At 57.5% G+C, this 14,209-nt stretch carries 13 protein-coding genes; 6 read left to right on the forward strand and 7 right to left on the reverse strand.

Translation table 11 applies throughout. The features are described 5' to 3' along the window. Positions 1-58: 58 nt before the first annotated feature. Together KJJ24_RS08455 and KJJ24_RS08460 are read right to left on the reverse strand one after the other, a co-directional pair. Entirely contained in the window at positions 59-334 is a 276-nt protein-coding gene (locus KJJ24_RS08455; RefSeq protein ID WP_214338033.1) for a hypothetical protein, read from the reverse strand. 619 nt (positions 335-953) lie between these two features. Next, complete coding sequence (locus tag KJJ24_RS08460) at positions 954-2,153, reverse strand: hypothetical protein (RefSeq protein WP_250544533.1); 1,200 nt, start codon at positions 2,151-2,153, stop codon at positions 954-956. Here KJJ24_RS08460 and KJJ24_RS08465 point away from each other — a divergent pair. Together KJJ24_RS08465 and KJJ24_RS08470 are read left to right on the forward strand one after the other, a co-directional pair. Further along, positions 2,143-3,432 (forward strand): ABC transporter substrate-binding protein, encoded by a 1,290-nt coding sequence (locus KJJ24_RS08465; RefSeq protein ID WP_250544534.1) that lies wholly within the window; start codon positions 2,143-2,145, stop codon positions 3,430-3,432. The two genes, KJJ24_RS08460 and KJJ24_RS08465, sit on opposite strands and share 11 nt — an antisense overlap. Before the next feature lie 367 nt (positions 3,433-3,799). Next, a complete protein-coding gene (locus KJJ24_RS08470) occupies positions 3,800-4,357 on the forward strand; it encodes a hypothetical protein (protein WP_214338037.1) in 558 nt (185 codons plus the stop codon). A 92-nt stretch (positions 4,358-4,449) separates the two neighbouring features. Here KJJ24_RS08470 and KJJ24_RS08475 read toward each other — a convergent pair whose 3' ends face one another. Next, positions 4,450-4,725, reverse strand: coding sequence for a DUF1651 domain-containing protein (locus KJJ24_RS08475; RefSeq protein WP_214338038.1), 276 nt, complete (start codon positions 4,723-4,725; stop codon positions 4,450-4,452). 357 nt (positions 4,726-5,082) lie between these two features. On the opposite strand from KJJ24_RS08475, the gene KJJ24_RS08480 reads away from it, so the two are divergent. Then, entirely contained in the window at positions 5,083-6,426 is a 1,344-nt protein-coding gene (locus KJJ24_RS08480) for an IS110 family transposase (protein WP_250544535.1), read from the forward strand. A gap of 641 nt (positions 6,427-7,067) precedes the next feature. Next, positions 7,068-8,726 carry a hypothetical protein gene (locus KJJ24_RS08485; RefSeq protein ID WP_214338039.1) on the forward strand — a complete coding sequence of 553 codons (1,659 nt, stop codon included), beginning with the start codon at positions 7,068-7,070 and terminating at the stop codon, positions 8,724-8,726. A gap of 62 nt (positions 8,727-8,788) precedes the next feature. Here KJJ24_RS08485 and KJJ24_RS08490 read toward each other — a convergent pair whose 3' ends face one another. Beyond that, a complete protein-coding gene (locus KJJ24_RS08490) occupies positions 8,789-9,745 on the reverse strand; it encodes an IS3 family transposase (RefSeq protein ID WP_250545015.1) in 957 nt (318 codons plus the stop codon). Then, on the reverse strand, positions 9,672-10,214 hold the full coding sequence (locus tag KJJ24_RS14960; RefSeq protein WP_250544536.1) for a transposase: 543 nt from the start codon (positions 10,212-10,214) through the stop codon (positions 9,672-9,674). The genes KJJ24_RS08490 and KJJ24_RS14960 overlap by 74 nt, the downstream gene beginning before the upstream one ends. Positions 10,215-10,786: 572 nt before the next feature. Here KJJ24_RS14960 and KJJ24_RS08505 point away from each other — a divergent pair. Together KJJ24_RS08505 and KJJ24_RS08510 are read left to right on the forward strand one after the other, a co-directional pair. Continuing rightward, positions 10,787-11,941 carry a class I SAM-dependent RNA methyltransferase gene (locus KJJ24_RS08505; RefSeq protein ID WP_214338040.1) on the forward strand — a complete coding sequence of 385 codons (1,155 nt, stop codon included), beginning with the start codon at positions 10,787-10,789 and terminating at the stop codon, positions 11,939-11,941. Positions 11,942-11,985: 44 nt separating this feature from the next. Next, a complete protein-coding gene (locus KJJ24_RS08510; RefSeq protein ID WP_214338041.1) occupies positions 11,986-13,341 on the forward strand; it encodes a cation:proton antiporter in 1,356 nt (451 codons plus the stop codon). Here the strand turns inward: KJJ24_RS08510 and KJJ24_RS08515 are convergent. Both KJJ24_RS08515 and KJJ24_RS08520 read right to left on the reverse strand, forming a co-directional pair. Next, complete coding sequence (locus tag KJJ24_RS08515) at positions 13,307-13,714, reverse strand: phage holin family protein (RefSeq protein WP_214338043.1); 408 nt, start codon at positions 13,712-13,714, stop codon at positions 13,307-13,309. The genes KJJ24_RS08510 and KJJ24_RS08515 overlap by 35 nt on opposite strands. After that, on the reverse strand, positions 13,711-14,172 hold the full coding sequence (locus tag KJJ24_RS08520) for a DUF883 family protein (RefSeq protein ID WP_214338045.1): 462 nt from the start codon (positions 14,170-14,172) through the stop codon (positions 13,711-13,713). The genes KJJ24_RS08515 and KJJ24_RS08520 overlap by 4 nt, the downstream gene beginning before the upstream one ends. Positions 14,173-14,209 lie beyond the last annotated feature (37 nt).

Here is a 14,209-nt window from a genome sequence, read left to right on the forward strand (position 1 = left end):
GATTGGGCGCTCCAGTGGACCGACTCTTATGCCCAACTAGCGATCTGACAAGCCAGAGTCACTCCAGCGGGTGAGCCAGCAGCTCCTCTTCGGCCTCCTCGCTGATGCCGCCATCGGTGTACTGCGAGGAGGGCGGCAAAAGCAGATCCCGCAGCCACTCCACCAGCAATCGGCGATCGCGCATCGCCACCGACAAGACGTGAAAGTCTCGCCCTAACAATCCTTCTAACTGGATCGTGTCCTGCAGATCCTCCAGTTCGATGCAGATGGCCCGGTAGAGGCAGAAATCGCGCAGGCTGAGATCAGCCAGGCGCTGTCGGCGCGAAGCATCCATACCCGACAGGGTTGTGACGTTGGCCGGCTGCCATGCGTTGTATCAGCAAATCAGCGGCCGTTTCGACGCCGCAGTGATCCCTGACCACATCAATGTTGAAGGGGCCTTCCAGCACCCGCGAGTCATTTGTCTCTAAGGAATGACCTATACAGCGTGGGACTGCTTTTCGGCGCCCTGCTGCTCCATTCCTTGACAAGGCGTTGACAACGGCGCCTCGTGGAGCTGCTGGCCGATGGCATCCACCTGCATGGAGGCATGGAATCGCTAGACGTATTCGTTCAGGTGCCGGCCAAACCAGCGCAACGCCAGCGCAACGTGCTCAGGGCGCTTGCTGCCCGCCAAGCTCAGCCATGCCCCGTGAGCTCGATCCAGATCGCGCAGGCAATCACGCGCCGTCTTTGCAGCGAACGAATCAGCAGGGCTCAGCATCAACTAGCGGCGACTCCCAGACCAGTCTGCCGAGTCCCAGTCCGTCCGTCCCTGTGACCGCCGCCAAGGGAACACTCAGAGCATCCACACCTGGAGACCCGATGTTCATTGCCGACACCAATGCTGATGCCCGCCGTCTCCTGCAGCGCCTGCCGCTGGAAATGGGCCTGTCCGGAAAAACCAGTCCAGCTCAAGTTCCGGGGGGGATCAACATCCAGGCCACCGCGATGGCTGTTCCACCGAACATAACAACCATCAACGGCCAACTATTGTCGAGATGCTCAAGCCGCGCCTGAATTGTTTCTTTGGCAGGGCCATCCTCCATGGCTTCCATATCGGCATAGCGGCGCCCAATCCAAATCACCAGAACAAACGCAAGCAACGTCACCACATAGGCGACCACATACACCTGATCGAGATAGGTCAAGAAGGGCAGCTGCGGCAGATCTTCCCGGTAGGCCTGCTGAAGAAAAACAAGTGTGAGCAGCACGGTGACCGGAATACTGGCGCGAGCATCCTGCTCATCGGAGCGCACCTTGAACACCAGCAGAACCATGGCCATCAGCACAGAAAGAGGCAATAACAGCCGCCAGAATGCTGACCAAGAAGACGTTCCAAAGGAAATCTCAAATAGAACAAGGCTGTAATCGCTCTCGGCGCCACCCAGACCAAAATTGGTGGCGTAATGGTGGCGATACTCTGCAATCGACCAGCCCTGGTTCAGCCAACCGATAATCCGGGCAAACAACCCCATCCCACTGTTGCGGATATCGGGTTCGAGCCGCAAATTATTATAGCCAAGGGAACCGTCCACATCGTCTGCCTCGATCACCAGCGGCAGACTCACATTCATGAATGGATAGTGCCGAAAGCTGGCCTGATCGAGGTAGTAGCGGCCTCGATAGGTAAACAGCTGGTAATAACTACCATCATCAAGAAGCTCAGGAGCTTGACTAACAGGCTCCAGCTCTGGTGGCGCGTCGGTAATCAGCGTATTCAGAAGCGTGAAGCGCTCTTCAATCGTGGCCTCGTTGGCCTCGAGATACCGCTGCAGTGGCTCCTTCCAGTTGAGCCACACATACCCGCTCGATGAATAACTCGGCACACTCAGATCGAGCTCCGAGGTCGTGGTGGCGTAGACGCCCACCCTCACCAGATGCTGCGCCGCCTCAAGCTCCTCCTGATCAACGCGTGTTTCCTCGGCACTGAGCAAATCGCCGCGCAGAGTATTCCAGCCGCTGGGCGGGAACTGACGCGGATCGATGGTTAAAGCCCGGCTAGCCGACGACAGTCGCAGAGCATCGCGGCTTTGAACATGTGTGACATCAATCCTGCCGATGGCCAGCAGAGCCAGAATCAAGGCCAACACCACTGAGGTGATGGCGAGCAAGTTCCAGCGCCTTTTGTTGCGCATCGGCCAAGCGCCGGACAGCTGCGTGACCCTAGATCTAGCTACACCTCGGCCTCAGCGGTACTCGAGGTCGCCGGTCAGCGTCGCTGCGGCGATCGTCTTGGCCGCTTCTGCATGGGGCTGCCGGTCCGGCGCCCCCCCTGGCGGCGTACCAGCTCCACCGAAGGCGTCATCCACGGGGCAACCCACGGCGAAAACAGGGAAGGGTGAGCTGCTGATTGGTCAGTCAGCGCCATTCAGCGGCCCCTCCGCGCAGCTGGGACGTGAATACCGCGAGGGGGCCATGGCCTGGTTCACCGAGCTGAATCGCCGCGGCGGCATCCACGGGCGCCAACTCAAGCTGTTGAGCCTCGACGATCGCTACGAACCAGACCTCACGCTGGTCAACACCCAACGCTTGATCGGAACGGAACAGGTATTCCTGCTGTTTGGCTACGTGGGCACACCCACCGTCAAAGCGGTGCTGCCCATGATTGAACAGGCGAACATCCCGATGGTGGCGCCACTCACCGGTGCCCGGCTGATGCGGGAGCCCTCCCAACAACTGGTGTTCAACCTGAGGGCTAGTTATCAGTCTGAAATCGACAGGATGGTGGACAGCCTGGTGCGAATGGGCCGGCACCGCATCGCTGTGTTGCATCAGAACGATGCCTTCGGCGATGACGGACTGCGCTCCACCCGTGCAGCTCTCGCGCGCCATGGCCTCAAACCTGTAGCCATCGCAGGTGTTGAGCGCAACTCCACCAAAACCGACGCGGCTGCCCATCAAATTCAGCAGGGCAAACCCAATGCCGTGGTGGTGATCAGCGCTTACCCAAGCTCTGCTGCCTTCAGTCAGAGCATGAATCAACTCGGCAGCACCGCCCAGCTGATGAATGTGTCGTTCGTGGGGACAAGCGGCCTACAGGATTCATTAACCGGTGGGCAAGCCAACGGCATTGGCATTAGCCAAGTGGTGCCCTTTCCCTGGGACCGGCGCGTTCCTGTGGTGGCGGAGTATCAACGGCTGATGCGCCGCCAGCAGGCGACACCGAAATATGGCTACACCAGCCTTGAAGGCTTTTTAGCGGCACGGCTGCTTGGCGAAGCCCTTCAGCGAGCTGGTGCCGCGCCGAGTCGACAGGCGGTGGTGGCCGCTTTCGAAAGCATGAAGAACGTGGATCTGGGCGGGTTTCAACTGAACATGGGCCCCGGCGACCACCAGGCAAGCGACTTCGTCGACCTGACCTTCCTTGGTTCGCAACGCTGGGGCCCTTGATCCCTCGGCAGCGCTAGAGAGAAGTGCGCGCTCTCCAATAGCTGACCAGTTTCTGTCCTCACCACTGAGGCGGCACCCGCTTCCCCCCCCTGCCAGATCAGGTTCTGACAAATTGGTCGGCAGCGGCTACCCCCTAATCGGGTTGTTGGTTGCATTTTGTCGCCAGGCCATTCAGTAGCCGTAGCCTGCACATCTACTGAATCGCAGTGCGTCCCGGCAAGACCATCTGGCTGCTCTAAACCATGCTAATTACCAGGCAGAAAGTACAATCAAACCCACAAAGGAATAATCAGACAATAGAATGAAAAGATTTTGACTTGACTTGTCGACTCTTCACTGCTAGTAAAGATTGAGTTGCGCACTCAAGTTGGTACTGCCCACCAGGGTCAACATCATCAACGACTCCAGTCAGACGATCAAGGTCAAGATCGACAATGATCGCGATCGGAAGACCGATAAAATTATCAATATTGAATCCGGCGGAAGGTTTGATAGTATCGAAGGCTCAGTGTCGGGATCAGGGAATTTCGATGTAATTGTGGATTTTATAATTAATCCTGCCGGTCCCGATAACAATACTCGGCTTGGTGGCTTTAAATTCGATAATCCGTTTATTGGGGACCCCAATGTAAGATCTGATGATTTCACGACCCTCTCTCCTGCATGCACCGGTGCCCACAAATGCGAGAAGGAGTATATCTTGTATAGCCAAAGAAATCGAAGCAAGTATGATTTTCGGAAGCGCTACTGGGGCAAGCTCGACATCGATCTTTTGGACAAAGAAGAAGATTTATTCGTTAACACCGCATTGCTCATTAACTCTGCGCCCAAGCCAACGTTTACCATTGAATCATTCTTTAATGACTCAGAAGCAGGGGCAAAGGTTTGGGATCTCCGCATAAACAGTGATAATTTCACTCTGTAGTCACTTCACCCAACGGTAGTTCAGAGAAGCCAGGGTTTCATTCCAGCCGCACAACGACCCTCGGGTACCCATGGCCTGGGGGTTTTGTTGTTTCACCACTGTGATGACACCTGCTTCCAGCCCTGCCTGATCAGGTTCTGCCAGAGCTGCTCGGCGTTGAAGCGCAGCATCCGCCTGCAGTGCTTCACCAGCGGCCTGCCTGAGCTGGTGATGTCGGCATCAGTCACCTCCACCCACTTGGCGTGCAGGGATTCGCCTGCCCCTTCGATGCGCACTACCTTGTCACCATCAGGTGAGCGCAGCCAGCCGATGCCACCACTGCCCTGCTGGCGTTTCTGCTCGGGCTTATCTACGCCCCAGAGGCCCATGGGTTGAGCGGGTGACGGCTGACAGCAAAGCAAGTTGCGGGGTTCACCCGTGGCTGACGGCCTCCCCCGGTTTCAGGAAACGTACCAGTACAGCTCTGCACGCCCTCGCGTCCGAAACACCCACGGCCAAATCCAAAGACCATGGCCACACTGAATTTGGGGAGGCCGGGCCATGACCGATGTCATCTTTGGAGGTTCGACCCCGAAAGGAAACGTGGTTTGGGTTCCCACAGCGCTCCCTGCCCTGGCGACAACATTGCTAGATCCTTCTACTGGTGTTGATCCCGATTAGGAAATTGTTCACTTTTTTGCGTGGAACCTGCCAGGCCTCCCTTCTTCATCAGAAGTCGCAAGCCAATGCCAGATGCCTCTCCATCACGTCGCCGACGTGCGCGCCTCAAAGTAGTCAACCCAAGATCTGCTGGAATTGATATTGGGAGTCGATTCCATGTTGTTGCCATACCCACAGAGCTCGATGACGAGCCAGTGCGTAAGTTTCTGAGCTTTACCAGCGACCTAAAGCGAATGGTCGAGTGGTTACTCACTGTCAACATCACGACCGTAGCGATGGAGTCGACCGGAATCTATTGGGTCCCTTTATACGAAATACTTGTGGCTCATGGCATTGAAGTCTTTTTGGTTAATGCTCGACACGCCAAAAATGTACCAGGCAGAAAGACTGATATCAATGATGCGCAATGGCTCCAACAGCTCCACAGCTATGGCCTTGTTCGAGCAAGCTTTCAGCCTGATCCCTGTATTGCAAAGCTCAGGGCCTATTTTCGGCAGAGAGACGTCCTAGTGCGCTATCGCTCCTCGCATCAGCAACACATGCAAAAAGCCCTGATGCAGATGAATCTGCAATTGCATCACGTGGTAAAAGACATCACTGGTCTGACAGCTCGCAGGATCATTGATGCCATTCTGTCTGGTGAACGAGATTCCAAAAAGCTAGCTGCACTGCGTGACCGACGCTGCAAAGAGTCTGTGGAGACTATTGCTGCTGCCCTTGATGGAAACTATCAAGAAGAGCACCTATTTGAACTCAAAGTCGCTGTCGAGATGTTCGATGTTTACTCGGCAAAGATCCAGGAGTGCGAACTGGCTGGGCAGTCAGTGCTCCAAGAGCTGGCTGGAGATGACTACGTTGAACCTAAGAGACAAGCTAGCGACAGTCGAATCAAGGGAAATGGCTTCTCGTTTAATCCTCAAGAACTGATTAAATCAGTCGCAGGCCACGACCTATTGGCTCTTCCTGGCCTTGGCCCCGCGACGGTGATTACCTTGATCAGTGAGTGTGGTCTCGACATGACACGCTGGCCAAGCGCCAAGCATTTCGTCTCCTGGCTTGGGTTGAGCCCGCAAAACAAGATATCCGGAGGGCGTGTGCTGTCCTCACGCACAAGACAGGGAACAACAAGGGCCGGAAGTGCCTTTTGGATGGCAGCAGTTCCACTCAGTAGGACAAGCACGGCGCTGGGTGCATTTCAGCGACGGTTGTCTGCGCGAGTGGGCAAAAGCAAGGCTTTGATTGCCACGGCACGAAAGCTGGCCATTCTTTACTACAAGACCATCAGATATGGCATGGAATTTCAAGAACACGGAGATTTGGCTTACCAGCAGGCATCTCGAGAACGTCAAATCCATGGTCTGGAAAGACGTGCAAAAGCACTGGGTTACCAACTGGTTGCTACCGGCTGATAGGCGGAGATCCCTGATGGCCGTGGGTGTTTCTTAGGAAGTTGTCACCCCTTTGATCAGTACACCCGGGGGCTTGAGGACATGACCAATGCGTCGCTACAGCGAAGCCGTCAAGGCTGATGTGAGACGGCGGATGAGTCCGCCAATGCGGCAGAGCGTGGCCCAGCATTACGCGGCAATACAGTTCAAATCCACAGACTCAGTGACCAGCGATGGAGGTAGCCTTAAGCGAGTGCGCTGTCGCAGAGAAGGTAGCTGTAAGAACTGCCGTCTCCGCAGTGTCGTCTACGAAGTGAACCGACGACGCAACCCAAGGAGATGGTCACGATCAACAAGGTGCTGGCATCAACCAGGGGTGGACTGGATCAATCAGCCACCTGATGAACTCGATCAGGCAAAGAAGCTAACGTTGACGCAGGTCGCCTGAAGGGCAGCCCAGGAGTGACACCTTTGCTGAAAGTCACCGACGGAGACGAACACCCAGTAGCCAGGACCCGGCACGAGACAGGTGAAAGCTAAGGCACCTAGGAAGAAAGATCAGACTTACAAGGCAAGAAGCTATTATCAAAAAAGGAAGCGATCACGGCAGAGCAGCGGCCCCATTTCAAGCGAAAGTCTCAACAGGCATAGGCTTCTCATTAATGAGCGCACCAACTCCCAGATATACCGTCACTCCAAGCACGACCTCCATAGAAGAGGGGGCTGCGCTGACAACGACTGTCTCAACAACAGGAGTCAGTCAAGGCACGCAGCTCTACTGGCAGATAGATGGCTTGCAGTCAGCGGACTTATCGAGTGGCGCACTAAATGGAACAGGAACAGTCGACGCAGTCGGATCATTCACAGTTTCCCATACGATTAAGAACGACGCAACAACAGAAGGGAACGAGATCTTCAATATCAAGCTCTACTCAGAGGCAAGTCACGAGAACGAACTCGGCGCGAGCGGCAACATCACAGCCATCGACACCTCGCTGACGCCCGCGACAACAGAAGCAATTACAAGCGCTTCACTCATAAGCACCGTCAACTCAATCTACAACACACCCACCAACGGAGAAGCCCTTTATTACTACATACACCCAGGTGGCGACATCGCCAACGTCGGATTCAATGGAAGTGGAACCCCAACCCAGAGGCAAACGATAGACTCTTCCCCACTCGAGTCATACATCACAAGCATAATCGCAGAGATCGACTCATTCATAGATCTCGACTTTGCGAGAACGTATACGAAAGGACAGTCAAAGATAGACTTCTACGCAGTTGAAGACGATTTAACCAGTGTTGTCGGCACGACGTATTTCTGGAGCTCCAGAATCGACATCAGCTTTGAGATCACCGGCAATACGGCATTCAATAAATACATAGTCGTCCATGAACTTGGCCACGCAATTGGCCTCAATCATCCCTTCAACAGCGGACCAGATCCTAGATACACAGCTGACAGCACAGTCATGTCATACAACGTTGGTACGAACGGCTGGACAGACTACTTCCGATCATCTGATTTAGAGGTGCTCAAGACTATTTGGGGTGCCGAGAACGACACACCAATCGTGCTTGTTGGAGGAGGAAGTAGCGGAGGCGGTGGTGGAGGCGGAGCTGCCGGCGCTGGAGATGGTGGATCTCCCTCAAGTGGAGGAGGTGGTGATCCTGGCATCATCACTATTGGTCCGCCATCCAGTGTCACCACGACACCTACAACGACCGAATCCACTGAACCAACCCCTACAGCCACATCGCCTTCACCTGTAACCCCAACACCTTCTCAAGAGTCACCAGTTCTTGGTATTCAACCCCAATCAGCCGTAACTACGGTTCAATTGACCACACCTCTTACCTTGGGCAACCTACAGGTCACACAGGCTGTCGTAGGCACACCTGAACGTGATGTCATTACAGGAAGTGATAAAGGTGAAGCACTGGCAGGTGGCAAAGGGAAAGATCAGATGACTGGCGGGGGAGGTCCTGATGCATTCATCTTTGAAACGCCTGGTGACTTTGGAAAGAAGAATGCTGATGTGATCACCGACTTTAACCCTGATGAAGGAGATAAGGTTGTCATTGCATCAGAAGCATTCGATGGCTTGACAAAGATTAAGTTTGTTGCGGTCACTGGCAAAAAGGAAGCTAAGCGCATGGGTAGCACTAACAAGAGCTTTATCTATGACGACAAGAAGGGAATGCTTTACTACGATGCTAATGGCAGGAAGAATGGTCTTGGTGCTGAAGGTGGTGAGTTTGCTCAGCTGCTTGGAGCACCTAATATTGGCAAGAGTAACTTTGTTATTGTGTGATGAGCCTTCAGATTGAATAGCAGGATCAATATGGTCACTGGCATCACTGAAGTGGGTGCCTTTTATTGGACAGATCTAGCCCCTGACATCGTTAACTCCGGGCGGGAGGAACAGGGTTCAATCTCAGTGTAGACCTCATGGGGAGTTCTGCCTCCCAGAGAGCTGTGTGGCCTTACATGGCAATACCTCCAGAGGAATCGGGCCAGACTGATCTCAGCCTCCCAGCCATCGCTGTAGGCACGTAGATAGACCTCCTCGTATTTGACCGTGCGCCACAGCCTCTCCACCAGGATGTTGTCGTAGCAGCGCTTTCTGCCTGACCAGCTGATCTTGATCTTTTCGGACTGCAGCCTGGTCACAAAGTCAGAAGAGGTGAACTGGCAGCCCTGGTCGGAGTGGAAGATCTCTGGTTTGCGGCCACCCTCCAGCGCCATTTCCAGACCCTTGAGGCAGAACTCTGTGTCAAGGCTGTTCGAGAGCTTCCAGCTGAGCACGTTCCTGGAGAAGAGATCCACGATCGCCACCAGGTAGAGGAAACCCTTCTGCAGCGGGATGTAAGTGATGTCGGTGGCCCAGACCTGATCCACAGCCATGACCAGCCGGAGGTCCACCAGACAGGGGAATCGCTCCGACGGGTCTCCTGGAACCGTGGTGCGTGGCTTCTGGTAGATCGCCCGTAAACCCATGCGCCGCATGAGGTTTCCCACCCGATCGCGGCTGATCGGGATCCCCTCTCTGGCCAGGTACTCCACCATCCGGCGGCTACCGCTGCAGGGATCCTCCAGGTAGAGAGAATCGATCCTGGCCATGATCTGCAGGGTCGATTCCCGCACCGGGGTCGGCCGGTCATAGAGCGTGGATCTGGGCAGACCCAACAACGCGCATTGCCTGCTGACGCTGAGCTCTGGATGGTCGTGATCGACCAGCTTCCGCAGTTCACGGGCATCAGAGCAGCTGAGATTTTTTTTTGAGCCACTCCAGCTCCATCTGCAGCTTGCCGATCTGCTGGAACAGCTCAGCCTCCTTGACCTGGCTGTCGCCGGTGTCCTTGTTCTTCTTGCCTCGGGTGAATAGCTCACTGGCGCCATCGAGAAGCTGCCGCTTCCACTGGCTCACCTGGATCGGGTGGATGGCGTGATCAGAGGCGATCTCCTGGATCGTCTTGCGGCCACTGATCGCCTCCATGGCGACTCGGGCCTTGAATTCAGGACTGTGGGTGCGGCGCTTGCTCATTGCTGGGAGCCCCCAACAGGGGCGGTACCCCGCCTCAGAGGTTAACGATGGGGCCTGTCCAGAAAAACCAGTCCACCTCACATCCATGTGGATCAGGCGCCATGTGCGCTTGGCCTTGAGATAGCGGCTACCGGGCATCAGCATCGGCAGCTGGCCCTGCAGCAGATCCTCGAGCTTGGAGAGGCCTGCCAGATCGTGACGGATCAGCACGGCGTTGAAGCCTTCGCCGCTGGTCAGGGCGAAGTACCCGATCAAACAGACCAGGGGGATCGACTTTCCGCCGCCGCACGCCGGCCAAAACCAGGCTGTTGAGCGAATCAACGGATTGCACCAAGCCGGCGACCTTGCGCTGCCAGGGGGAGAGCTGCAGAGGCTTAACCGGCATGGGCTGCTCAATAAGCCCCAGCCTGCCGAGATTCGCCGTTGACATCCCAGCGAGTTGTCAATCGGAATGTCAATCGGTGATTGACGGGGCGTGATGGCCGCGACCAGAAAGCCAGTGCCCAGCTACTTAAAAGGGGCCTTCCAGCCCCCGCGAGTCATTTGGGTGATAAGGCTGACCTCACCCCATCTCCCTATCTAGGGTCAGGCAGCCACAGGGGCGGTCTGACGGGAGAAACGAACGATGTTGTTCGCTGTTACGTGTTTGCTCTTACCGAGCAGGCTTCAGTCACTCTCCTCATGCCCCGTCGAAACCATTGCAGCCCCATGAAGTGGAGCTGAGCGGAATCGAACCGCTGTCCGAAACACTGGTGTGAGCCACCTAGTCCGGCCGAAACCGGACTCCTTCATTGTGGCAGTAGGGAGCCTGGATACCAGAGGTGGGCATGACCGAACAGCAGCAGCTCCAGTGCACGGCCGTGCTACCCCCCGGCCTTGAGGAATGCGGCGGGGCGGAGCTCAGTGCGCTGGGCGCCACGGCGGTGAAACCGCTGCGCAGGGCTGCAGCCTTCCGCACCGATCTGGCTGGGTTTTACCGGATGCAACTGCAGGCACGCCTGCCCTTCCGGCTGCTGCGCCAGCTAGCAGCCTTCCCTTGCCGCAGCCGCGAGGAGCTCTATGCGGGCGTGCAGCGCGCCGCCAACTGGGAGCAGTGGCTGCCACCAGAGCTGAGCTTCCGCGTGGATGCCAGCGGCAGCCTGCCAGGCCTCACCCATGGCCACTACAGCGCCTTGCAGGTCAAAAACGCCCTGGTGGACTGGCAGCGGCAGCAGTGGGGGCAGCGCTCTTCGGTGGATCTGGATGACCCCGACCTACACCTGCATGTGCACCTGGGCGGCGGCCAGGCGCAGCTGAGTGTGGATGGCAGTGGCGACAGCCTGCACCGCCGCGGCTACCGGCCGCGGATGGGCCTGGCCCCGCTCAAGGAAAACCTGGCGGCCGGACTGATTCAGCTCACCGGCTGGGATGGGCGTGTGCCCCTGGCTGATCCACTCTGCGGCTCCGGCACCCTGCTGATCGAAGCGGCCTCCATGGCCCTGGGGCGGCCGCCGGGGCTGGACCATCGCTTTGCCCTGGAGCGCTGGCCGGATTTCAATGGGGGCCTCTGGAGCCAAGCGCTGGAGCAAGCCGCCAACAACACCCGCAGGGTTCTGGCCGATGGAGCACCCCTGGCACCGGTGCTCGGGCTGGAGCTCGATGCAGGCGTGGCCGAGGAGGCCCGAGCCAACGCTGAGGCAGCCGGTGTGGGGAGTGCCGTAGCGATTGTGTGCGGCGATTTCCGCGATTTCCAACCACCGCAGGGGCCCGGGGTGTTGGTGTGCAATCCCCCCTATGGCGAGCGCATCGGCGAGCAGGGGGAGCTCGAACAGCTCTACAGCGATCTGGGCCGGATGGTGAAAGAACGCTGCAGCGGCTGGGAGTTCTGGTTGTTGAGCGGCAACCCCGAACTCACCGGTGCCCTGCGCATGAAGGCCAGCCGGCGCATTCCCGTGAGCAATGGCGGCATCGACTGCCGCTGGCTGCATTACACAATTCGCTGATCCAGCGACTGGCGTTCGACAATCGCTTCAAGATGCAAACGGTGATGCTTGCAAATCTGGACCTGCCGATCATCGCCAGTGCCACCGCCGGCGCTGATGCGTCACTGAACGCCATCCCGGTGGAGGCCCAGGTGCTGTTCATCGGGATGGTATTTCTCGGTACGTTGATCGTGAGTCGCTTTTCGATTCGCATCGGCGTGCCAGCGATCCTGGGCGTGCTCATTCTGGGCTTAGTGATCAACATCCACGTGCTGGATGTGAGCCACGCCGAGGTAGAGAAGCTTCACGTCTTTGCCTTGGCACTGCTGCTGTTTTATGCCGGGCTCAAAACAGATCTTCAATCCATTCGTGGCTTCCTGGAATATGGCCTGTTGCTGGCGATTGGTGGCGTAGCCATCTCCACACTGATCCTCGCAGGGGCCATCGTCTGGCTGAGTTCAGCGAGTGGAGCCACCCTGGTTCCAGGGCTAACGGAAACCATGCCGTTGGGCGCGGCGTTCTTAATCGCAGCCTGCCTTGGCTCCACCGATGCTGGCGCCACCTTGAGTGTGCTGCGCCAGGTGGAACGGCAAGTGCCCGAGCGGGTGCGGCACCTGCTCGAATTTGAATCGTCAGTCAATGATCCCTCGGCTCTGATCATCTACAGCATCTGCCTAAGCGTGTTCACCCTGACCAGTGGACAAGCCGAATCCATGCAGACCATGGCCCTAAGCGCCTCCAGCAGCCTGCTGCAAAAGCTTGGATCCGGGCTTTTGGTAGGCGCCGGTTTCGGCTATGTGGCCAAGGTAGTGATTAACCACTTTGTGATCGACAAAGAACAGCTACTGGTGGTTGCGATGTCGATCGCATTTGTGGATTACGGCTGCGCCCATTTCCTTGGCGGATCGGGCTATGTGGCGGTGTATGTCACGGGTGTATTTATGGCCAACCTGCACTACCGCGACGCCCAAATCAATCACCAGAGCATTCAGGAGGTGCTACTTCCCTTCAACACAATGACCGAAATCAGCATCTTTTTGCTCTTCGGGCTGTTGGTGAATCCTGCTGATCTAATCCCCTCGTTGCCCGCCGGGATTGCCACCGCCGCAGCCCTGATGTTGGTAGCCCGCCCGCTCAGCGTGTTCTGCTTCCAACAGGTCTCCCCGTTCAAACTTCGTGATTCGAGCCTGATTGCCTGGTGTGGCCTGCGCGGAGCGGTGCCATTGGCGCTGTCATTCAACGTGTCAAACGCGATCCCCAGACTTCAGGGCCTCGATCCGGCCGTGGCTGCGGAGCTGGCACACAACTGCCAGAGCATCGTGTTCATCGTGGTGATCCTCAACCTGCTGATGCAGGGCCTCTCGCTGCCGCCGGTGTGCCGCTGGCTCAGCGCCCCACCAACGCCCGGGTTGTCTTCGTGATGCCTGCCATCGTTTCAGGCAGGTAGGGCCCCTTGCTCAGCTGCCCGCCGATGCGAAGCAGCACGCCGCTGAGCACCAGGTTGGTGGCAGCAAAGGCCAGCACCGCCGCTATCCAGCTCCAGCCCTTCACCAGCACCAACCACAGCAACGCAGCGAGTTCGGCCGCCAACAGAGCTGTGAGCAGGGATCCCAGGCCTGCCCCGAGCAGCACCACGCCGATGATCAGGCGGCGTTTTTCGCGATCCACCTCCTTGAGGGCGATGCGCACATGCAGATCCATCACCGAGGTCACGAGGCCGGTGATGCGCGAAGCAGCCTCCAAAGGCAATCCGCGGCGGCGCTCCTCCCGGCCATTTGCGCTGCTCTCCGTCATGCCGAACGACGGCCAGAGGCCAGCAACAGACCCACCAGCACACCCACACCCGCAGCGATACCCACAGCCATCAGCGGCCGCTCCCGCACGGGTTTCTCAAGGCGGGGCCTAAGGCTGGCGTTGAGATCATCAAGCAGGTTCTCCAGCTGCTCTTCCAGGGGGCGGAGCGAATCGGCCAGGTGGTGGGCCTGATCACCGGTCACCTGCACCAAATCGAGCAGCTGTTGTTTCACACCTTCACTAGTGCGGCCGGTCTGGCGGGCGATCACCTCCACCACCGTGTCAAAACTGCCTCGGGTGGCCTCCAGGGTGTGGCGCGCCACTTCGGGCCATTCCCGCTGGATCGATGGCAGCAAACTCTCGAAGCGCTCCCTGAACTGGCTGGCGGTTGCGGCGGCTTCAGCCGCCTCCGGGGCTCTGGGATCAGCGGTGGTCTCGCCGGGCGGGTGCTGTTCCATGGCGGATCAAGGCAAGCAGCCTGCGTTGCTGCGCACA

The sequence above is a fragment of the Synechococcus sp. LA31 genome (genome assembly GCF_018502385.1).
Taxonomy (GTDB): domain Bacteria; phylum Cyanobacteriota; class Cyanobacteriia; order PCC-6307; family Cyanobiaceae; genus Vulcanococcus.

Excerpts from the sequence above, each read along its gene's own strand:
- KJJ24_RS08475 (WP_214338038.1), bottom strand. The coding sequence starts at position 4,725 with ATGGGCCTCTGGGGCGTAGATAAGCCCGAGCAGAAACGCCAGCAGGGC.
- KJJ24_RS08455 (WP_214338033.1), bottom strand. The coding sequence starts at position 334 with ATGGATGCTTCGCGCCGACAGCGCCTGGCTGATCTCAGCCTGCGCGAT.
- KJJ24_RS08520 (WP_214338045.1), bottom strand. The coding sequence starts at position 14,172 with ATGGAACAGCACCCGCCCGGCGAGACCACCGCTGATCCCAGAGCCCCG.
- KJJ24_RS08515 (WP_214338043.1), bottom strand. The coding sequence starts at position 13,714 with ATGACGGAGAGCAGCGCAAATGGCCGGGAGGAGCGCCGCCGCGGATTG.
- KJJ24_RS08505 (WP_214338040.1), top strand. The coding sequence starts at position 10,787 with ATGACCGAACAGCAGCAGCTCCAGTGCACGGCCGTGCTACCCCCCGGC.
- KJJ24_RS08465 (WP_250544534.1), top strand. The coding sequence starts at position 2,143 with ATGGCGAGCAAGTTCCAGCGCCTTTTGTTGCGCATCGGCCAAGCGCCG.
- KJJ24_RS08510 (WP_214338041.1), top strand. The coding sequence starts at position 11,986 with ATGCTTGCAAATCTGGACCTGCCGATCATCGCCAGTGCCACCGCCGGC.
- KJJ24_RS08485 (WP_214338039.1), top strand. The coding sequence starts at position 7,068 with ATGAGCGCACCAACTCCCAGATATACCGTCACTCCAAGCACGACCTCC.
- KJJ24_RS08480 (WP_250544535.1), top strand. The coding sequence starts at position 5,083 with ATGCCAGATGCCTCTCCATCACGTCGCCGACGTGCGCGCCTCAAAGTA.